This window comes from Pantoea cypripedii (genome assembly GCF_002095535.1).
Lineage (GTDB): Bacteria > Pseudomonadota > Gammaproteobacteria > Enterobacterales > Enterobacteriaceae > Pantoea > Pantoea cypripedii.
In genome coordinates, this window is sequence record NZ_MLJI01000001.1 from 3651524 (window position 1) to 3670146 (window position 18623).

The 18623-nt window shown below is 58.6% G+C and carries 24 protein-coding genes; 23 read left to right on the forward strand and 1 reads right to left on the reverse strand.

The features are described from left to right. Positions 1-2: 2 nt before the first annotated feature. From pilO2 to HA50_RS31160, 18 genes are all read left to right on the forward strand, one after another. Positions 3-1283, forward strand: coding sequence for a type 4b pilus protein PilO2 (gene pilO2 / locus HA50_RS16820; protein WP_084876707.1), 1281 nt, complete (start codon positions 3-5; stop codon positions 1281-1283). After that, positions 1270-1767, forward strand: coding sequence for a type IV pilus biogenesis protein PilP (gene pilP / locus HA50_RS16825; protein WP_084876708.1), 498 nt, complete (start codon positions 1270-1272; stop codon positions 1765-1767). The genes pilO2 and pilP overlap by 14 nt, the downstream gene beginning before the upstream one ends. 7 nt (positions 1768-1774) lie before the next feature. Further along, positions 1775-3349: a GspE/PulE family protein gene (locus HA50_RS16830; protein ID WP_084876709.1), complete on the forward strand. Its 1575-nt coding sequence runs from the start codon at positions 1775-1777 to the stop codon at positions 3347-3349. Beyond that, the gene (locus HA50_RS16835; protein ID WP_084876710.1) at positions 3339-4454 is read left to right on the forward strand and encodes a type II secretion system F family protein; all 1116 of its coding nucleotides are present in this window, start codon (positions 3339-3341) and stop codon (positions 4452-4454) included. Before HA50_RS16830 ends, HA50_RS16835 begins: the two co-directional genes overlap by 11 nt. A 9-nt stretch (positions 4455-4463) precedes the next feature. After that, positions 4464-5060: a type 4 pilus major pilin gene (locus tag HA50_RS16840; protein WP_084876711.1), complete on the forward strand. Its 597-nt coding sequence runs from the start codon at positions 4464-4466 to the stop codon at positions 5058-5060. A gap of 4 nt (positions 5061-5064) precedes the next feature. Continuing rightward, positions 5065-5544: a lytic transglycosylase domain-containing protein gene (locus HA50_RS16845; protein ID WP_084876712.1), complete on the forward strand. Its 480-nt coding sequence runs from the start codon at positions 5065-5067 to the stop codon at positions 5542-5544. Continuing rightward, the gene (locus HA50_RS16850) at positions 5541-6197 is read left to right on the forward strand and encodes a prepilin peptidase (protein WP_084876713.1); all 657 of its coding nucleotides are present in this window, start codon (positions 5541-5543) and stop codon (positions 6195-6197) included. The genes HA50_RS16845 and HA50_RS16850 overlap by 4 nt, the downstream gene beginning before the upstream one ends. Positions 6198-6202: 5 nt before the next feature. Next, positions 6203-7420, forward strand: coding sequence for a shufflon system plasmid conjugative transfer pilus tip adhesin PilV (gene pilV / locus HA50_RS16855; RefSeq protein ID WP_244193593.1), 1218 nt, complete (start codon positions 6203-6205; stop codon positions 7418-7420). Positions 7421-7742: 322 nt separating this feature from the next. Beyond that, positions 7743-8903, forward strand: coding sequence for a tyrosine-type recombinase/integrase (locus tag HA50_RS16860; RefSeq protein WP_084876714.1), 1161 nt, complete (start codon positions 7743-7745; stop codon positions 8901-8903). A gap of 243 nt (positions 8904-9146) precedes the next feature. Next, positions 9147-9998: a plasmid transfer protein gene (locus tag HA50_RS16865; protein ID WP_084876715.1), complete on the forward strand. Its 852-nt coding sequence runs from the start codon at positions 9147-9149 to the stop codon at positions 9996-9998. 17 nt (positions 9999-10015) lie between these two features. Next, positions 10016-10735: a TIGR03759 family integrating conjugative element protein gene (locus HA50_RS16870; protein ID WP_084876716.1), complete on the forward strand. Its 720-nt coding sequence runs from the start codon at positions 10016-10018 to the stop codon at positions 10733-10735. After that, positions 10714-11328: a lysozyme family protein gene (locus HA50_RS16875; RefSeq protein WP_084876717.1), complete on the forward strand. Its 615-nt coding sequence runs from the start codon at positions 10714-10716 to the stop codon at positions 11326-11328. Before HA50_RS16870 ends, HA50_RS16875 begins: the two co-directional genes overlap by 22 nt. Further along, positions 11325-11852, forward strand: coding sequence for an integrating conjugative element protein (locus HA50_RS16880; RefSeq protein ID WP_084876718.1), 528 nt, complete (start codon positions 11325-11327; stop codon positions 11850-11852). Before HA50_RS16875 ends, HA50_RS16880 begins: the two co-directional genes overlap by 4 nt. Next, on the forward strand, positions 11852-12505 hold the full coding sequence (locus HA50_RS16885; RefSeq protein ID WP_084876719.1) for a restriction endonuclease: 654 nt from the start codon (positions 11852-11854) through the stop codon (positions 12503-12505). Before HA50_RS16880 ends, HA50_RS16885 begins: the two co-directional genes overlap by 1 nt. Position 12506: 1 nt before the next feature. Next, the gene (locus HA50_RS16890; protein ID WP_084876720.1) at positions 12507-12881 is read left to right on the forward strand and encodes a hypothetical protein; all 375 of its coding nucleotides are present in this window, start codon (positions 12507-12509) and stop codon (positions 12879-12881) included. A gap of 77 nt (positions 12882-12958) precedes the next feature. Then, positions 12959-15082 (forward strand): type IV conjugative transfer system coupling protein TraD, encoded by a 2124-nt coding sequence (gene traD, locus HA50_RS16895; protein ID WP_084876721.1) that lies wholly within the window; start codon positions 12959-12961, stop codon positions 15080-15082. Then, complete coding sequence (locus HA50_RS16900) at positions 15063-15824, forward strand: TIGR03747 family integrating conjugative element membrane protein (protein WP_084876722.1); 762 nt, start codon at positions 15063-15065, stop codon at positions 15822-15824. Before traD ends, HA50_RS16900 begins: the two co-directional genes overlap by 20 nt. A 52-nt stretch (positions 15825-15876) precedes the next feature. Then, positions 15877-16122: a hypothetical protein gene (locus HA50_RS31160; protein WP_139810952.1), complete on the forward strand. Its 246-nt coding sequence runs from the start codon at positions 15877-15879 to the stop codon at positions 16120-16122. Positions 16123-16305: 183 nt separating this feature from the next. Here HA50_RS31160 and HA50_RS16905 read toward each other — a convergent pair whose 3' ends face one another. Next, positions 16306-16557 (reverse strand): hypothetical protein, encoded by a 252-nt coding sequence (locus HA50_RS16905; protein ID WP_084876723.1) that lies wholly within the window; start codon positions 16555-16557, stop codon positions 16306-16308. 176 nt (positions 16558-16733) lie between these two features. Between HA50_RS16905 and HA50_RS16910 the strand changes: the two genes are divergently transcribed. The 5 genes from HA50_RS16910 (at position 16734) to HA50_RS16930 (ending at position 18619) form a co-directional block, all read left to right on the forward strand. Beyond that, a complete protein-coding gene (locus tag HA50_RS16910; protein WP_084876724.1) occupies positions 16734-17120 on the forward strand; it encodes a type II toxin-antitoxin system RelE/ParE family toxin in 387 nt (128 codons plus the stop codon). 32 nt (positions 17121-17152) lie between these two features. Beyond that, positions 17153-17449: a helix-turn-helix domain-containing protein gene (locus HA50_RS16915; RefSeq protein ID WP_084876725.1), complete on the forward strand. Its 297-nt coding sequence runs from the start codon at positions 17153-17155 to the stop codon at positions 17447-17449. Between the two features lie 238 nt (positions 17450-17687). Continuing rightward, on the forward strand, positions 17688-18005 hold the full coding sequence (locus HA50_RS16920) for an integrative conjugative element protein, RAQPRD family (protein WP_084876726.1): 318 nt from the start codon (positions 17688-17690) through the stop codon (positions 18003-18005). Next, complete coding sequence (locus HA50_RS16925; protein ID WP_084876727.1) at positions 17996-18241, forward strand: TIGR03758 family integrating conjugative element protein; 246 nt, start codon at positions 17996-17998, stop codon at positions 18239-18241. Before HA50_RS16920 ends, HA50_RS16925 begins: the two co-directional genes overlap by 10 nt. 12 nt (positions 18242-18253) lie before the next feature. Beyond that, positions 18254-18619, forward strand: coding sequence for a TIGR03745 family integrating conjugative element membrane protein (locus tag HA50_RS16930; RefSeq protein ID WP_084876728.1), 366 nt, complete (start codon positions 18254-18256; stop codon positions 18617-18619). Positions 18620-18623: the final 4 nt, after the last annotated feature.

Consider the following 18623-nt stretch of genomic DNA (forward strand, 5'->3'; position numbering starts at 1 on the left):
CTATGTCATCACAGAAAAAAACAGCGCGCCGCACCGGTATTCGTATCACTCACCACCGGCGGGACTGGATGGCCGGTCTTCACTGGGTGCCGCAGCGGAGCACATTCATGGTCCGTCTGCGGAGCAAGGCCTCGCCGGACACCCACTGCGTGACGGCCGGCAGAGGAAACGCATCAATGGCGGGCGTAGTCTCTCCGGGACGTGTGCGCCACCGCCTTTATGCCCTTGCCGTGGCCTTTCAGCTGTCCGAGGGCGGTAATGCCTGGGGCATTTACCGTCTGAGCCGGGATGAAGACCTGTGGGTGTTCTTTGCCGCCAGTGGTGGTCAGCTCTCCGTGATGGGTGATGTGACCGGCTCACGGGCATTCATTGAGTCTGCAGCACAGAACTTTCTGCGCTTTAACGATGCAGATGCTTCGGGCCTGCGCTGTGCAGCCACGGCAGAGGATGGCCGCGATGCCACCACACTCACGGACAGGCTGAGTGGTGCACAGCTGAAGCGCTGCCGCCTGCGAAAACGCCTTACGCCGTTGTCCCTCATCCTGCCGGCTGTCGTGATGACCTTCGCAGTAGCCTCAGGGACTTACTGGTACGACGTCGCTTCACAGAAAGCGGAACAGGCGGCTGCAGCTGCGGCGTTTCGTGCCCGCATGGCAATGACGCCGGAAAACAAGGTGGCCCCGGCCCGCGCACCGCACCCGTGGGCCTCACAGCCTCCGGTGTCAGTGCTGCTCAGCAACTGCTGGCTGACGCGTGAGCCGCTATATGCATCTGTAGCCGGATGGCGTTTTACTGACGGTGAATGTCTTCCTGAAGGTTTGCGTGAGCGCTTCATCGCCACGCCGGGCGCAACTGTCGAAGACTTCGCCCGGCGTGTCAAAGAGTTGTTTGGCCTTTCAGCCGTATTTAACCTCAGTGAAGGGGGTAAAAACGGTGACATCTTCATCCCCTTTCGTAAATACCGCGCAGGCGAGTACACCGATGAAGTGCTGCCCGGTGCGGATGCGCAGCTGATGCGTTTTATTTCGCACCTGCAGCGCCGCAATCTGGACGTGAAGTTCACAGAGGTGAAGCCGCCTGCTGTTGCGCCGGGCCAGGAAAAAACCACGCCTGTACAGGACTGGCGGGAATTTACCTTCTCCGTCAGCTCTCGTCTGCAGCCTGAGCTTCTGATGCAGGATTTTGATGCGACGGGGCTACGCCTGACCAGCGTGTCCATCACCATGAGCCCGAAGGGGCAGTACGCTTACACCATCAAGGGGAGCATTTATGCGCAGAATTAATTCAGCGGGCTGGCTTCTCATGCTGTTCGCACTTCTTCTGGGAGATGCCCGGGCCACAACTGTAAGCGATACGTTACCAACCAATGTCACACAGGGCGAACTTGAAACTGCACAGGCGCGCATTCTGATTCTGGAGCAAAAAGTCCAGACAGCCCGCCTGGAACAGCAGCTGCGTGAAAGCCAGTCCGGTCAGAGTACCGACCGTAATTATCTGGCGACATCCCTGCAACCCTCAGCACCGCTCATGACACAACCGGCCCCGTCACAACCGGCCGCGACGTCTGTCACGGAGAAGCGTGCCGGCAGTGTACGCCTGCAGGAGATTTATGGTCGCGGCACACAGCTGCGCGCCCGCATTGTGCTGCCGGACGGTGGCGTAACCGAGGTGGTAAAAGGCGACCAGATCCCCGGCACTTCAAAACGGGTCACGGAGGTCACGTCCACGCTCGTGCGCCTCAGTGACGATTCTGAACTCTCCTTCTGAGGCCACGATGACGCCCGATAAAGATATTATGGATTTTGTGTTTGCCGAACAGCATCCGTCCGGCGGCGTGACGCTGCTTATCGACGGCAACCGGCGAAAAGAACCGGCCATACAGCGCTGGGTGATGGATGTCACCCGCGAGTATCCGACGGCAAAAACCGAGTTTGTGGCGCTGAGCGAGCTGAACCGCCGGCGTGAAGTGGCAGAGCGTCAGGGGCTGGCCCTGTCTCAGAGCGTCAATGAGGCTGACCTTAACAGCCGTGATATCAGCGTGTCGCAGGATAAAGTCATCAGCTATATGAGACTGGGGAACGAGTTCAGTGCGTCTGATATCCATATTGAAATCAGCGCCGACCGTAAGCTCAGTATCGTCCAGCTGCGCATTCACGGCGAACTGGAAGTGGTGGATGAAGTGAAAGATGTGGAGGGAATGACGCTGGCCTCCACCTCCTATCTTTCCATGTGCGACGTACGCGAGCAGTCATTTTTTGCTGGCCGCGAGCAGTCAGGGCGCATCGATGCGAAGTTTGCCCGCCGTGCCGGTCTGTATGGCGCCCGCTATGAACACCGCCCCACGCCCGACGGGCTTATTGTGGTCATGCGACTCATTCCTGATGACGGCGATAACATTCCCGGGCTGCCGCAGCTGGGTTTTCTGCCGGAGCAGATAAAGCTCATTATGCAGATCCTGCGCCTGCCGGAAGGCATGGTACTGCTGACCGGGCCTACCGGTTCCGGCAAAAGCGCCACGCTGCGTGTGTTCAGCGATATATGGCTGAAACTGACCGGGGGAAAAAAGCGCCTGCTGACGCTGGAAAACCCGCCGGAGGGACGTATCCCCGGCGCCATCCAGACCCCCGTCACGCCAGCTGACAACTCGCCGGAGGCCATCAGCCGCGCCTGGAGTAACGCCAACGCCTCCGCGCTGCGTCTCGATCCGGATGCCATCCTGAACGGCGAAATGCGTGACCTTTATTCCCTGATCGCCGCCATTTACGCCAGTGAAACCGGCCATGCGCTGTTCTCGACCCTTCATACCCAGAGCCCCATCGGTTCCCTGCGCCGTATGGAGCACTTCGGCATTGACCGCCACCTTCTGGCGGATGCCGCACTCATTACCGGCCTGATAGGCCAGCGTCTGGTGCCGCTGCTGTGTGAAAAATGCCGTATTCCCTGGCAGGTGAAAGCGCCTGAGCTTGACGGCGAAACCCGCGCGCGCCTGGAAAAATACTGCACCGTGGAGGGGGTGTGCGACACAAGCAAACTTTTCTTCCGTAATCATGAGGGCTGTCCTCACTGCCAGAAAACGGTGCCGCTGACCGGCCGCATCGTCAGCCGCGGCGTAACCGGTCGCACGGCCATTGCCGAGGTGGTCCGGACGGATGCCCGACTGATGCAGCTCTGGTTGTCTCACGGCCCGGCCGTTGCCCGTCAGTACTGGGTAAACCAGGGGGGTATCACCCGCCGTATGCATCTGCTGCGTTATCTCGCGGAGGGGCGCGTTGACCCGGTGGAAGGCGATCTTATCTGTCCGCTGGACGAGGACGACATCATGCAGTGTGAGGTGCCCTATGTCGGTTAAGACCCGTTTTTCGCCTGAGCGTGATATGTCGCTGGCGGAAATGCTGCGGTATCGCCTGGTCAGAGCAACGTTTACCGGTCAGTATCGCCAGCCGTTTTACGAAACCCTGCGCTTCCTGCTGGAAAACCGCAAACCGCTGAAAGAGGCGCTGACCATGATAGGCGAGGTGCATACCGACTTTGGTCAGCGATGGCACCCCTATCATGAGCTGGTACAAGACTGCCTGGAAGGGGTTAAGGACAACCGTGAGGGGCGCTCCCTGCAGGATGTACTTGCTGCCTGGGCACCTTATGAAGAGGCAGCGCTTATCAGCGCGGGGATGGAAACCGGCAATATTCCCGGCGCGCTGATGCAGGCTGACAAGCTGATTGTCGCCCGCCGGCGCATCCTCGGTCAGGTGGTTTTTGCCTCGGTCTTTCCGTCAGCGCTGGCCCTGCTGAGCACGGGGCTGCTGCTGGCCAACAACATGGCACTGGTGCCCACCTTAAGCAAAATGTCTGACCCGGCACGCTGGACCGGTGCGCTCGGGCTGATGAACGGCGTGGCACAGTGGACGGATAAGTGGGGGGTGACCACAGCGGGTGCCGCTGTCGGGGGAGTCATTCTGGCGTTCTGGTCGCTACCGCGCTGGCGGGGAAAACTGCGTCGTCTGGCCGACTATCTGCTGCCCTGGTCGGTTTATAAAGATCTGCAGGGGGCGGTGTTCCTGATGAATATCGGGGCCCTGCTGGGTGCCGGCGTGCAGGAGCTCAAGGCGCTGCAGATCCTGAACGAGTTCGCTCCGCCCTGGCTGCAGGAGCGTATCGAAGGGGCAATGGAGTGTATGAGCGACGGTAACTCTCTGGGTATGGCGCTGCGCCAGAGCGGTTACGACTTCCCAAGCCGCGAGGCGGTGAACTACCTCTCTCTGCTGGATAAAGGCAACAGTGCTGCGTCACTCATCACTAACTATGCCGACCGCTGGCTCGAACAGGCGCTGACGCGTGTGGCCCGGCGGGCAAACGTTACCAAACTCTTTTCTCTCGTTCTGATTATGAGTTTCTTCTTACTCATCCTGCTGATGGTGATGCAGATTCAGGACATGAACACCTTCAACATACATTAAGGAACGACTATGTCATCTCAGACATCACATTATTATCAGCGCCAGCCAGACCGGGGCTGGGGCATCCTTGAGCACGGCAGCATTGCCCTGTTTACGGTTATCGTCATCTGCATTGTCGGGGCACTTGTCTGGAGTCTCTCAGGCAAAAAGTCTGTTGCGGTGGAAACTTCAAATATCCAGACCGTTGTGACCAATGCCCAGCAGCTCAAGCAAACCCAGGGTGGGTATAACTTTACCAGTGGCACCTCCATGACCGGTACGCTTATCCAGCAGGGGGGCGCGCCGAAGGCTGGATGGACTATTCAGGGGACGGCCAGTTCCGGCACGGCGACGATGTGGAATAGCTATGGCGGCCAGGTTGTCATGGCACCGGTGGCATCAAATGGATTCAATAATGGTTTCTCCGTCACGACGCAGAAAGTGCCGCAGGCCGACTGTATTTCCATTGCCACTCAGCTCGGCTCCGGTGGCGCATTCAGTGCCATCAACATCAACAGCACCGACTACAGCGACGGCCTGGTCAGCGCCGAAGATGCCGGCAAAGCCTGTACCTCTGACACAGGCATGACGGGTAACAACACCCTGGTCTTCACGCACAACGGCTGATGACATGCTGCGCCTGACTGCACTCCTGCTGTTTATCCTGCTTAGCCCCCGCGCGGGGGCATTCTGCTTTGACGCAGCAGGGGCAAAGTACCACATCGATCCGCTGCTGATTCAGGCCATTGCCACCGGCGAAAGCAGTCTGCGTCCGGGGATTACGAATGTTAACCGCGATAAAAAGACCGGGCGTGCGCTCAGCACTGATTACGGGCTGATGCAGGTCAATTCCTCACACATCCCGGGGCTGATAGCGCAGGGGGTTATCAGCAGTCCACAGGATCTGCTGACCCGTCCCTGTCTCAATGTGCAGATTGGTTCATGGATTCTGGCGAAACATTTTCAGGTATGCGGCATCAGCTGGAACTGTCTGGGTTCTTACAACGCTGGTTTTCGTCAGGATCGCCACGAAACGCGCGAATCTTACGCCAACCGGATTTATGCCATTTACCGGCGCCTTTTACTGAAAGAACGGGGGATCAGACTGTGACGCTGCTGACGCTGAGTATGCCGTGGCCAACGCTTGGCATCATTTTTCCACTGAGCCTCGTTTTGTTTAATTTTATGGCGAGCCTCGTCAGTATTAACCTGGTGACATCGGGTAACTGGAACGGGCGCAGTTCTCCTGTGCCTCCGGCGATAGTCTGGCTATATGCCGCTGCTGTCAGTGTCATGCTGCTGGCACCCGCACCGGCGATGACGCGCCTGCTGTCATTTTTCATCAGCCTGTTTCTTTTCAGAATGACGCTTACCGATGCGCTGACGGGACTGCTGCCCCGCGAAATGACGGTGAGCTGTCTGACTGCAGGGCTTGCTGCCGCACTTCTGCAACCGGGGTTTACGGAACATCTCCTTTCTGCGGTCATCGCGATGTTGATTTTCGGCAGCTGGCGATATGCCTCAACGAAGATTCATGGTCGCGAGTGTCTTGGGCTGGGCGATGTGTGGCTGGCCGGCGCCATTGCCGCATGGCTCGGTGGAACCGTTGGGCTATATGCCCTGCTGACCGGTGTTATGTTTTTTGTCCTGTGGCAGTTATCCGTCCGTCGCATAAGCGAGGGCGGGCCGATGGGCCCCTGGCTGTGTGCCGGTGCGATGTCAGTGACACTGCTTGAACTTTATCAGCCGCTTATTACATGGTGATGCCAGTGAACTCAATAAAAACAACCGATCGTGGCTGGGCTATTCTCAGCACGGGTGCGGCTTTAGTGATTCTGCTGCTGGTCAGCGTATGGGGATATTCGCTTATCAGCGACTGGATGCAGAAACGGACCTGGATGAATACCTCCGCGCAGGTGTCCCGCTTCACGCAGGCCGTAAAAAGTTATACCGGGCGTTATTACGATACGCTGCTCGCCAGCGCCACTACCACCGCGCCGGTCATTGTGACACCCACTATGCTGAAAAATACTGGTTTTCTGGAGCAGGGCTTCAGTGAGACCACCATTGACGGTCAGGCTTATTCCGCTGCGGTGATACGCAATGCTACCAACACCGACCAGCTGCAGGCGATGGTCTACACGCATGATGGATCTGCACTTCCGTTTCTTGCGCTGCGCCAGATATCAATGGATATATCCACCGGCATGGGTGGTTATGTCTGGACATCGGGTATTGCGACAGGAGCAATGGGAAGCTGGACCGTTCCTCTCGCACAGTTTGGTGTCAGCAGCACACAGGGGCATATCGCCACTCTGCTGACCGCTGACGAACTGGGCGTCTCACGCGGTGAAAGTGACCGGCTTTACCGATTTTCGGTCACCGGCAAGCCCGATCTCAATACCATGCATACCAGTATCGATATGGGCGGCAATAACCTGAACAATACCGGTACAGTTAATGCCGTAACGGGCGCTTTTAGCGGCAACGTAACGGCCAGTGGAAATATCACCGCAAACGGTACGGTGACGGGGCAGAACGTGACTGCTGGTTCAAATGTCACTGCCGGTAATGCCATTACAGCCAATAACGATATTCGTTCTAATAATGGCTGGTTCATTACGCGGGACGGTAAAGGCTGGCTCGATGAGACCCACGGTGGTGGTTTTTACATGTCAGATAATGACTGGGTCCGGGCCGTCAATGACAAAAATATTTATACCGGTGGTCAGGTGCGTGGCGGGAGTGTGCGTGCCGACGGACGACTGTCCACGGGTGAGGTTCTGCAGCTTGATGGAGTCAACACGGCAGGCGCCGGTTGTTCACCAAACGGGCTGGTAAGCCGTGATGCAACTGGTGCCATACTTTCCTGTCAATCCGGTGTGTGGACCAGTAATTCAGTGAATGAGAAGAATATCATTGCGGCCTCAGCAAATATGACCCGCTTCGCAGGTGTCACAGCAACATGTCCGGCCCCCAAAAACTGACCGGTGGTGGTGGAAATTGTGTCAGTCCAAGTGGGCAGGGTTCGGTGTGGTTAGTAACCTCTGTTCCGACAAGTGACTCATCCTGGTATGTCTATTGCGATTCAACCAAAGAACAGACGATTCAGGTCACAAGTTATGCGGTTTGTGAGTGAAACTAGCTAGCTAGGACCAGAACCTCATCACCATTGCAGTCAACGGTTACCGTCTTGGGTGCGGAAGCACTGCGGATCTGTGTCTCAGTGGATGACCGTTTCCACACACCGGATTGACAGTGATGTCTGGCAGCAATGTGATATCTTTCCCGATTTTTCAGGGGAATACGATGGCGGTCAGGAACCGGATCAAAAAAATGCCGCTGGCTACCGCGCTGGATAAATATTTCACCAGCGTATCGGTGCACAAGCGGGGGCAGTTGCAGGAGTTTTACCGTATTAATGTCATCAAGCGCTCTGCGCTGGCGCTGAAATACATGGATGAGGTCACGTCCGTTGATATTGCTGACTATCGCGATACGCGGCTGAACATGGTCAGTTCCCGTACCGGGCGGAATGTCAGTCCCAATACGGTCAGACTGGAAATGGCCCTGCTGTCAGCCCTCTATAATCTCGCGCGTATTGAATGGGGCACCTGTTCACACAACCCCGTCGAACACGTCCGTAAACCCCCTCCGGGACCGGGTCGCACGCGCCGCCTGACGTCATCTGAAGAGCGCCGTATCGTCCGCGCGCTCCGGGCGAAAAACCCGCAGCTTCTCGCCATCGTTCAGCTGGCGCTGGAAACGGCCATGCGCCAGGGGGAGATCCTGTCCCTGCGCTGGGAATATGTGGATCTGCATCTGGGCATCGCCCACCTGCCGCTCACCAAAAATGGCTCGGCCCGCGATGTACCGTTGTCCTGGAAAGCGCGGCAGGTGTTAAACGCGTTTGCAGGGCCGGTGTCAGGATCGGTTTTTGCCTACACCTCCAATGGGTTTAAAAGCGCCTGGCGGGTGCTGCTGGCAGAGCTGGAGATTGACGATCTTCATTTTCACGACCTTCGCCACGAGGCCGTCAGCCGTCTGTTTGAGCTGGGCACCCTCAACGTCATGGAGGTGGCCGCTATCTCCGGTCATAAAAGTATGAATATGCTGAAGCGCTATACGCACCTGCGGGCCACCCAGTTAGTGAGTAAGCTCGATGCGCGGCGCCGTCAGGCGCAGAAGCTCGCCACGCTGTTTGTACCCTATCCGGCGGAGATAACGCACTCCGGAGGGGGCTTCACTGTGCGGTTGACTGACCTGGAGCATACCGCGGTCAGCGCGGAGAATCGTGAGGATGCCCTGAGAATGGCGGCTTCTGACCTCCTGCGCATCCAGGCGCTGGCGGCGCGTGCCGGCAAAAGGCTGCCGCCGCCCGGGGAGATTAGCGTGCGCGATCCGCATCGCGTGCTGATCAATCCGTTTATGACGGGGGATCCGCTGGCGGACAGCACCAGCCCGGCTTGACCGCAGGCGGAAATGTGTGGATTCTATAAGCGGTCCATATTGCAACGAACCTCTAATGACATTTTGATGCCGCACCCGGGGATACCGGGTGCGGTTTTTTTGTCGTTGACTCCTGGCGAGGGACAACCTCTTGCCGGTGCTTCCGAAAATCTTCATAAACGGCTGATGAGTTAATCATCGTCATCCGCCGCACATTTTTGCACCTTATGGCCGTTCTGCCGTGCAGCCATAAGGAATCTCTGTATGTCACTCAGTCACGCTTCGCCCGACGGGCTGCTTCCGGAAACGCCTGAATCTCAGGGGCGCGTGCCGGAAGTCCCAGCCGTCGCGGCGGATATGCCGCGTCAGCGGTTTCCCTTCAATGCCCGGAAAATCCTCCGCACCGGCGGTATCGTTCTGCTCACCCTGAGCCTCACCGGCGCCCTGACTGCGTTGGTCGTGATGGGCCGGGCGATGTCGGACCTGACCATCCGCGTCAACACGCTCGATGCCGCCTTCCGCAGCGGCCAGATTGGTCAGCTCACAACGAATGTGTCCGTTATGGAAGAGAGCCTTAAGGTGCTCGAACGGCAGGTCGCCACGCTCGGCTCACTGCCTGCGGCCGTCCGGTCTGCTGCTGATGAGCAGGCCAGCCTGAAAAGCAGCGTTCAGCAGATGCAGATGACAGACAGTGAAACCCGCCAGTCTGAGGCACTGCTGCAGACGCGCATCAGCGCGCTGGAACACGACGTTCAGCAGTCCTCGGCCGCGCTGGATGAAATCCGGCGGCAGCTGGCGCAGAAAGCCGCTGAGCCGGAAAAAAACCGTGCCGCCCCGGAGCCGGTAAAACCGCGGCCGGCGGTTGCCGCAAAAAAGACTGACCGGTCAGCCCGGCGGGTGCCGATGCCGGCTGCACCGTTTGTGCTGACCGGCATTGAGCGCCGCGGTGGTCAGACCTTTGCCGTCGTCATTCCCCGGGGGGCCTCGCAGATTTCGGCGATGCGCCTGCTTTCCCCGGGGGACGGGTTCATGGGCTGGACGCTGCGGTCAGTGGAGGGCAGCCGTGCGGCCTTCTTTACAGTGAACGGCCGCGAACACCGGCTGCAGGCTGAATAAACGGAGAAAAATCTGTGATGAAACATACCTTAATGGCCTCAATGGTCGTGCTGCTGGTTCCGCTCACATCTTTCGCGGTCACGGTACAGACGCCGTCTGCGCAGAGCAGCGTGTCAGGGGTGAAGGAGTCCGTCACCGGCGTGCTGAATGCGCAGCAGCAGGCACAGCAGTGGGGCCTTTCCGACAGCGACTGGAGCCAGTATCAGACGCTGAAGAAGGGGGAGCGCGGCATTATGTCACCGGGCCTCGATCCGCTGACGGCGCTGGGTGTTGAGACCGGCAGCAGCGCGGAGCGCAGACGCCTCGCTGAACTCTGGGTGAAGCATGAGTATGCCCGTGCAGAGAAGGAAATGGCGTTCCAGCGTGAAATCAATGCCGCCTGGCTGCGCCTGTATCCGGAAACGCTCGCCGTCAACATGGGCGGCAATGTGGCCGGTATCGCACACGACACGCAGGGGCGGCTGGCCCTGTTTGTGAAGGAGATCTGTTCCCGCTGCGATGCGCGCCTGGCGGCCGTGCTGGCCGACGACCGGCCGGTAGATATTTATCTGGTCGGCGACAGCAGCGATGCGGCCATCCGCTCGTGGGCCATCCGGCACAACATCCCGGTGGATAAGGTGCGCAGCCGGCAGATAACGCTCAACCACGACGGCGGCCTCTGGCTGCGTTACGGGCAGGGTCAGATGCCGGTCATTCTGCAGCAGGGGGAAAACGGATGGCAGCTCGCCGCGTTCTGATGCTGCTGACGGCCGGACTCCTGTTCACGGGCAGCCCGGCTCAGGCCGCAGACCTGCAGGTTATTCCTGCTGCTTACCGGCAGATTGCCGCCGCTGAGCGGGTGCCGGCCGAGTCGCTCTATTCGTTGGCGATGGCGGAAAGCACGCGCCGGACCGCCTGGGGGGCAAAGCCGTGGCCCTGGACGATTAACGTGGCCGGAAAGGGGTATCACTTTGAAACGCGCGAGGCGGCCTTTACCGCGCTGCTCGGGTTTATGCAGCGCTGGCCGCTGAAGAACATCGATGTCGGCGTGGCGCAGGTGAACCTGGGCTGGAACGGGCAGTTTTTCCCGACGTACCGCGAGGCGTTTGATCCGTACACCAATCTTCGCGCGGCGGCCCGTATCCTGCGGGACTGCTACGACGCCCGGCCCGGCAGCTGGCTGCGGGCGGCTGGCTGCTACCACCATCCGGCAGGCGGCGCGCACGCGGCAACCTATATGGCCATTGTGCGCCGCAAGCTGAGCCAGATAGCCATAACCGACACGCCGGCGGCCGGCGGCCAGCCCTTGGTGCTGGCCCGTAATTCTCTCACCTGGATTGAACCGCAATGAAAAACACGCTCCGTTATACCCTTGTTTTCACGCTTTTTTCAGGTCTGCTGACCGGTGCAGTGAGCGCCGGTGCCGCACTGACCGTGGTGGGTGACCTCGGCGGCGAGTCCACCGCGCCGCTGTTTGAGGCCGTCAACGCCGGTCCGGGTCAGACGTCGGAGGGGCCCCTGCTCCCGCCGCCGCCGGCATCCCTTTCCCTGTCGGATATGCTACCGGTCAGCACGCCCGAAATGTCTCCGGGCCCCGTCGCCGCACGGCCGCTGAACCTGCCCGGGATGCCGCCGGTGTTCGTGCTGGGTGACGATCCGGCCTCCCGCCAGTGGCTGCAGCAGCATGCCGCCGGCCTCCGACGACTGCAGGCGACCGGCATGATTATCAGCGTCCGGGATGACAGCGGACTGAATGCGCTGCGACAGCTGGCGCCCGGGGTGGCGATGGTGCCCGTGAATGGCGGCGATCTGGCCCGCCGGCTGGCGCTCGCACACTACCCGGTCCTGATCACCGCGACGGGGATATCACAGTGATGCCGGTTTCGCTTATCGCTGAACTGGTCAGCCCTCACCGCGGGGCGTTCGCGCTGATGGTGGCGGGCATGGTGGTGCTGTTCCTGCTGCCTTTCACCCGTCGTTCCGTCAGTCAGCGACGGCATCGCCGTTATCAGAAACAGGCCGCACGGGCGCTGCTCCGTCTGCCGCAGCTGCGTGACGATGCAGCCCGGATGGTCTGGCTGCGTAAGATGAACCCGTACGTGTTTGAGGAGATGCGGCTGACGGCGCTGTCCCGGCAGGGTCTGCGTATACAGCGTAATGCACGCTACAGCGGTGACGGGGGGGCAGACGGACAGGTCTGGGTAAACGGCCGCCGCTGGCTGATTCAGGCCAAACGGTACAGTGCCACCATCAGCGCCACGCACGTTTCCGCATTCGGACTGCTGACGGAGCGTGAGGGTTGCCCGGGGCTGTTTGTTCACACCGGCCGGACCGGGGAAGTGAGCCGTGAAGCTTTCCGCCGCTATGACAGCATCAGGCTCATCAGCGGCCAGAACCTGCTTTGGCTGCTTTCAGGCGATCGTCGCTGGATGGGCAGGCTGAGCGAAGCGTCACAACATCAGACATCCCCCTGCGACATGCCGGCCCCGCCATTTTCCCCATCAGCCTGTCCCGGAAAGGAAATATGATATGCGAAAAACCCATGCTTCTTTACCCGAACTTATCGGTGACATGGTGACCTCTGAGAGCGTACGTAAAGCCTTCAGGGTTGTTTGTGTCCTGGTGCACTGTGCGCTCAGAATGCTTATTCTGCGCCCGCTGATTCTGTTGTGCTTCATACTCATTGCGCTCATGGCCGTGGTGCCGCTCGCGGTCTTTGTCAGCGCGTCTTATACACCAGATGCGCTGGCTGCGGGTCTGTTACGGACTTTGCATCTCCTGCCGTATGCCTACACACCGCTGTGTCTTGCCGGCCTGCTCCTGGAGCTGGTTTATGCCATCCGGAGACTCATCCTGATGCCGGATTACTTCTCAGACAATGCCGGCAACAGAAGGGGGAGATAAAATATGGGTGACTTTCTGAACAAAACAGACGCCAGCCCGCCACCGTGTTATCAGGGACTGACCTGCAGGGGGGGGACATGAGCGATCGCTATGTCATGGAGTCCCTGCTGCGTCCGGCCGTGGAGCTGTATTCTGCCACCGTGGCCGCCAGCGCGACCTGCATCTGCCTGACGGCCCCGTGGGCGGTGGCACTGGCTCCTTCCGTGAGCTGGGTGACGGCCGCGGGCTTTGGTGTGCTTGCCCTGAAGCGCACCCGTGAGGGCCTGAAAATCCTGCGCTACCGCCGCAACATCCGCCGTCTGTCCCGTTACCTGCTGACCAGTGAGCAGATCCCGGTCAGCCGGCGTCATCTGTTTCTCGGCCGGGGGTTTCAGTGGTCTGCGCGCCACACCCAGCGGCTGATGGAAGCCCGCCGCCCGGAATGCGAGGTGTATGTGCAACCCTCCGTACATTACCGACTGGCGCGCGAGATGGAGAAAAAGATGGAGCACAGCCTTCCCTGGCTGTGCCGGCTGACCCGCACGGATTCGGTGCTTAACCCTTTCCGTCCGCTGCCCCCGGTCGGCGGCAGTCCTGTGTTCCACGGCGTGGAGCCCGATGAAACCACCGTGACCTTTGATCTCGGCGAACGCGTCGGACACATGCTGGTCATCGGCACCACCCGCGTGGGCAAGACCCGCCTGGCAGAGCTGCTCATCACCCAGGACATCCGCCGCAAAAACGCCGCCGGCGAACATGAGGTGGTTATCGTGTTTGACCCGAAGGGGGATGCTGACCTGCTCCGCCGCATGTACGCCGAGGCGCACCGTGCCGGGCGTCAGGATAACTTCCGGGTGTTTCACCTCGGCTGGCCCGATATCAGCGCGCGCTACAACGCCGTCGGACGGTTCAGCCGTATTTCGGAGGTGGCGTCCCGCATCGCCGGTCAGCTCTCGGGCGAAGGCAACTCCGCGGCCTTCCGCGAGTTTGCCTGGCGGTTCGTCAACATCATCACGCGCGCGCTGGTTGCCCTCGGGCAGCGCCCGGACTACGGCCTCATCCTGCGCTACGTCACCAACATCGGTGAACTGTATGAGACCTACGTGGATAACCTGCTGAGCGAAAAAGCCCCGCAGCTGCTGGAGATGGCAGAGGCCATGATGCAGAGCGGGATCGGGGCCAGCGATAAGGACCTGCCGCGTCACCTGCAGGGCCGGCCCAACGGCGCGAAAATATGGGTATCGGAGCAGGTGCTCGGCAGTCCGGAGGGGAAAAAGCTCTGGGACCCGGTGCTTGACGGCCTGCGCAGCGCCGTCCAGTACGACCGCACCTACTTCGATAAAATCGTCGCCTCGCTGCTGCCGCTGCTGGAAAAGCTCACCACCGGCAAAACGGCCGCGCTGCTCGCCCCCGACTACACCGACCTGGACGATCCGCGTCCGATTCTGGACTGGCACAACATCATCAAGTCACGCGGCGTGGTGTATGTCGGCCTCGATGCGCTCTCCGACCCGGTGGTCGCCGCCGCTGTCGGGAACAGCATGTTTGCGGACCTGGTGTCCGAGGGCGGTCATATCTACAAGTTCGGCCTCGGTGATGAGGGGGACGAGAAATCCGCAAAGGTGTCCATCAACCTGCACTGCGATGAGTTTAACGAGCTGATGGGCGATGAGTTCATCCCGCTCATCAACAAAGGGGGCGGTGCCGGTTTTCAGGTCACCGCCTATACCCAGACACTGTCAGACATTGAGGCGCGCATCGGCAGCACGGCGAAAGCGAATCAGGTGGTGGGGAACTTCAACACCCTGGTGATGCTGCGCGTGCGCGAGAAGAATACCGCCATGCTGCTCACCGATCAGCTGCCGGAGGTGGACGTGTACCAGAAAACGCTGACCTCCGGCGTCACCGACGTCTCGCGGCCCGGCGAGGGCACGGACTTCAACAGCAACGTCAACGACCAGGTCAGTCTGGTGAAGGTGCCGATGATAAGCCCCGCCGACGTCATTAACCTGCCGAAAGGCCAGGCCTTTGCGCTGCTGGAGGGCGGACGGCTGTGGAAGATCCGCATGCCGCTGCCGGCGGATAATGACGATCCGCATATGCCGGCCAGCCTGAAGCATCTGGCTGACAGCATGGAGAAAAACTACCACACCGGTGAAACCTGGTGGACGGGCGGTGACATGACGTATGCAGGAGGGTCGGATGTTGCAGCAGGACAGTGAAAGCGGGCAGCGCAGTGCACCTGCGCGTCAGCGGCAGTCCGGTCCGATCGGCCTGCTGCTCTGGGATTTTCCGGTGAGCCTTCTCGGGATTCTGCTGGGGTCACTGCTGGTCAGCCTGCTGATCGAGTATGGCTGTATCGCACTGCTGTGGCCGGATGAAGGGGCCGCCCACAGTTACCGGGTGATGGTGGCCGAAAGTCACTGGCTGTCAGAGGAGTATACCCGCAGCCTGCTGATGAACGCACCGGTGGAGACGGCCAGCCGCTGGGTCAACGCGGCCTGGCAGTGGCTGTTTGTGGACAGCGGATTCAGCGGCTGGCTGCAGTCATTCAGGGGGCTGAGTGAGAAAGGCACCGGGCTTGTGCCGGCGCTGAACGGACTGGGAGCCTCCCTCGTTAACTGGCTGGGTGTGTACCTTCAGGCCACGGTCTGGGTCACGCTGATTTTTTTCATCCGGGTGATGATCCTGTTTCTCAGCCTGCCGCTGTTTATGCTGGTTGTCATCACGGGTGTGGTTGACGGGCTCGTCAGGCGGGACCTGAGACGTTACGGCGCGGGATATGAATCGAGCTTTGTGTATCACCATGCCAAACGTTTTATTAAACCCGCGCTGTATGGCCCCTGCATGCTCTATCTGGCATGGCCCACGGCGGTGTGGCCGGAGCTGCTGTTGCTGCCGTCCGCATTACTGGTGGGTGGCGTGCTGGCCACTGTGACGGGGTCATTTAAAAAATATTTATAGCGCCTTCATGTTTTACGGAGGCTGTATCAGGGAATTTCTGCGGGGACATACGATGGAGAAGTATAATTCTGTCAATCAGTCTGAACCGAATAAGGCCAGGTCAGTGGCCGCCATCAGACCCTCGCCAGAGATGCAGGAGATGCACTTTGTTCTGCAGGATAATTGTCTCACGGTGCTGATGCCGCTGGAAACGCTACTGCGGTGCCTGCGTGACGCGGAGAAACAGGGAGAGGTGCCTGTCATCCCGGAAGAATTGTGGTCACTGCTGAAGTATAAATACCCTGAAATCAGTTACTGAGCAGACGCTGCTGTTCGGGGAGCAGTTCTGTGTTACAGAGCTTTCGGTGCCGGTATGCTTGAACGTGTCCGGGAAGTCATTCCATTTAAAATAATTACGCCTGGGCGTAATATCAGGCTGCGTGGCCGAAGCTCGCTATGTTAACAGGCCGGAGAGAAACTCTCTGGCCCGCCATCTTTGTGTTTACTTGTTAAACAGCTTATCCAGGTAAGTGTTGAGGTCATCACGTTTGAAAGGCGCTTTGCCGGGATATGCCTCGAGTTTATCGGTGACAATATCCCTGTTTTCATTGGAAATCTGGTAATTGCGGCTTTGGAGGTAGTGATCGATAAAGTACTCAACCTCATATTCTTCTGTCATTGACACATAAATGCGGTCAATTTTACCAACGTACTTTTTGTTGTCATGTTCTGACCAGTCACCCAGCGTTGTCATAGTTATAACCTTAAGTAAAGATGATGTGTTATGGGGGCAAAGTGCATTTTTATAATGAAAGGGGAGAGATCAAAAGTCAACCTTTAAGTTGACTTTTGAGGCGAGAACAGTATGCTTTATCAGCATGAACAGGTGATGTATGACGTATATTCAGGAAGGATGATGGCGGTCTGGACATGGTGAATAATAAGAAAAAGAAAGCGCATCCTGTAAAACTGATGGATGAGGCCCGTGCAGAATTGTTCAGTCTTGACGCAGTCAACAGGGCGGAGTTTATCTCGGCAATCGATGATTTTGAACTGTATGGCCCAGCCCATGCGATGGTTGATACCGAAAAAATTGAAGGTGAACTCTACGAACTGAAAACGCAGTCGCCGACTCACTGGTTAAGAGGGTTTTATTTTCATTTGCAGGACGGCCTTTATGTGATCACCCACATCTTTGCAAAAAAAACCAACAAAACCCCAAAGGCTAACAAAGAAATTGGTCTTACCCGATATAAAGCCTTTAAAGAAGCGATGACGCGGGCGGCAATTGTTAAAAGCAAAAAATCCGGGAAATAAATGTATTTACCGAAATATCAATAGGTAACCATATGACAATGAACCTGCACAACTGGGACGATGTCCGGAATGAATTACTCCGTGATGAGGCCACTTCAGAAGCACTGGAAGTGGTACTGATGCGAAAAAAGCTGATTGCTGCCATGGCGCAAAGGCGAAGGCTGAGCAAAATTACGCAGGCAAAGATCGCAGTACAAATCGGAGTGAGTAAACAAGCGATTAGCAAATTCGAAAGCGGTAGCAGTTCCCCCACTCTTGACGTTGTTTTTCGTTATGCAGAAGCGCTGGGTATTGATTTGTTCAGTAAAATCAAACACGCATTCGCCTGAACCGGGCCTTCGTGTAAACGGGTCTCGTCGAGCCCCTGAAAAATAATGAGCCAGTAGCCCGCTAAACAAAGCGGGCTTTTTTATTATTATACGTTCCATCAGCCCGGACTCCTGTTGTGCACTACCCGCCCGCAGACATGCATGCATTTATTTTCGCTGCCACATAAAGAATTTCCTGCTGTAACCCCCGCCGCTTTACGTCACTCTCCCGACGACCCGTTAACCGGAGAGCCCCATAATGCGTCAGTACAGATTCCTCACAGCACTGCTGATGGCAGCCCTGCCTGTGCTGCAGTGCCACGCGTCAGAGAAAGACGAACTTGCTCTGGTGATGCGCCAGCTCGATCAGGTGCAGGCCGGGCTGGACCGGGCCCGCGTGGTGGCAAACCAGACGCAGGATGCCCGCTTTTATTTCGATTACCAGCAGGCTACGCACGATATCACCACCATGAAGCAGGGCATCTCGGCCTATCTGGAGCCCTCCCGCGCACAGCCCGCGTCACCCTCGTCCTCTGTTACCGGACAGTACCGTGCTGAGGCGCCGGCATGGCGATGAACGGGGCACAGCTCAACGGCTGGAGCGCCGGCACCGGCAGCAGCCTTACGCCCTCGCAGCTGAACACGCTCATTCTCGGCACCCTCGCGGTCGTCATTCTTCTGTTCAGCGCCTGGTCGCTGGTTCAGGCCTACCGCGGGCTGTCCTCAAAAGCGGTGACGTTCCGCCAGTTCAGTGAGCTGGCCGTGCGGCTGATTGTGCTTTATCTGGCAACGCTGTTTCTGTTTTTCCACTGAAAGGACCATGCTATGACATCCACGTTACTCCGACTTTACCGGGCCATCCGGACCCGCGCAGAACGCCTGCTTCTGACAGGGCTGTTCTTTGCCGGCAATGCCCTGGCCGACCTGCCCCCCATCGAGCAGCCCACAACCGGCGGGGGCGGCGGAACCTATAACACCATGATGGGCTACGCCAAAATGGGCGGGCTTGCCATCGGCCTGCTCGCAAGCGTTGGCGCCTTTCTCGCCGTTGCGCACGCCGTCATCACCTCCTTTCACGACATCCGCAAGGGCAAAGGCACCTGGACCGAATTCATCATGTATGCGGTCGTCGGCATCATCCTGATTCTGGTGGTGATTTATCTCGCGACCAAAGCCTCAGACATTCTTTAAGGGG

Bases quoted from the DNA above. Each gene is read 5' to 3' on its own strand.
- pilO2 (WP_084876707.1), top strand. From the start codon at position 3: ATGTCATCACAGAAAAAAACAGCGCGCCGCACCGGTATTCGTATCACT.
- pilP (WP_084876708.1), top strand. From the start codon at position 1,270: ATGCGCAGAATTAATTCAGCGGGCTGGCTTCTCATGCTGTTCGCACTT.
- HA50_RS16830 (WP_084876709.1), top strand. From the start codon at position 1,775: ATGACGCCCGATAAAGATATTATGGATTTTGTGTTTGCCGAACAGCAT.
- HA50_RS16835 (WP_084876710.1), top strand. From the start codon at position 3,339: ATGTCGGTTAAGACCCGTTTTTCGCCTGAGCGTGATATGTCGCTGGCG.
- HA50_RS16840 (WP_084876711.1), top strand. From the start codon at position 4,464: ATGTCATCTCAGACATCACATTATTATCAGCGCCAGCCAGACCGGGGC.
- HA50_RS16845 (WP_084876712.1), top strand. From the start codon at position 5,065: ATGCTGCGCCTGACTGCACTCCTGCTGTTTATCCTGCTTAGCCCCCGC.
- HA50_RS16860 (WP_084876714.1), top strand. From the start codon at position 7,743: ATGGCGGTCAGGAACCGGATCAAAAAAATGCCGCTGGCTACCGCGCTG.
- HA50_RS16865 (WP_084876715.1), top strand. From the start codon at position 9,147: ATGTCACTCAGTCACGCTTCGCCCGACGGGCTGCTTCCGGAAACGCCT.
- HA50_RS16870 (WP_084876716.1), top strand. From the start codon at position 10,016: ATGAAACATACCTTAATGGCCTCAATGGTCGTGCTGCTGGTTCCGCTC.
- HA50_RS16875 (WP_084876717.1), top strand. From the start codon at position 10,714: ATGGCAGCTCGCCGCGTTCTGATGCTGCTGACGGCCGGACTCCTGTTC.
- HA50_RS16880 (WP_084876718.1), top strand. From the start codon at position 11,325: ATGAAAAACACGCTCCGTTATACCCTTGTTTTCACGCTTTTTTCAGGT.
- HA50_RS16885 (WP_084876719.1), top strand. From the start codon at position 11,852: ATGCCGGTTTCGCTTATCGCTGAACTGGTCAGCCCTCACCGCGGGGCG.
- HA50_RS16890 (WP_084876720.1), top strand. From the start codon at position 12,507: ATGCGAAAAACCCATGCTTCTTTACCCGAACTTATCGGTGACATGGTG.
- traD (WP_084876721.1), top strand. From the start codon at position 12,959: ATGAGCGATCGCTATGTCATGGAGTCCCTGCTGCGTCCGGCCGTGGAG.
- HA50_RS16900 (WP_084876722.1), top strand. From the start codon at position 15,063: ATGTTGCAGCAGGACAGTGAAAGCGGGCAGCGCAGTGCACCTGCGCGT.
- HA50_RS31160 (WP_139810952.1), top strand. From the start codon at position 15,877: ATGGAGAAGTATAATTCTGTCAATCAGTCTGAACCGAATAAGGCCAGG.
- HA50_RS16905 (WP_084876723.1), bottom strand. From the start codon at position 16,557: ATGACAACGCTGGGTGACTGGTCAGAACATGACAACAAAAAGTACGTT.
- HA50_RS16910 (WP_084876724.1), top strand. From the start codon at position 16,734: ATGGTGAATAATAAGAAAAAGAAAGCGCATCCTGTAAAACTGATGGAT.
- HA50_RS16915 (WP_084876725.1), top strand. From the start codon at position 17,153: ATGACAATGAACCTGCACAACTGGGACGATGTCCGGAATGAATTACTC.
- HA50_RS16920 (WP_084876726.1), top strand. From the start codon at position 17,688: ATGCGTCAGTACAGATTCCTCACAGCACTGCTGATGGCAGCCCTGCCT.
- HA50_RS16925 (WP_084876727.1), top strand. From the start codon at position 17,996: ATGGCGATGAACGGGGCACAGCTCAACGGCTGGAGCGCCGGCACCGGC.
- HA50_RS16930 (WP_084876728.1), top strand. From the start codon at position 18,254: ATGACATCCACGTTACTCCGACTTTACCGGGCCATCCGGACCCGCGCA.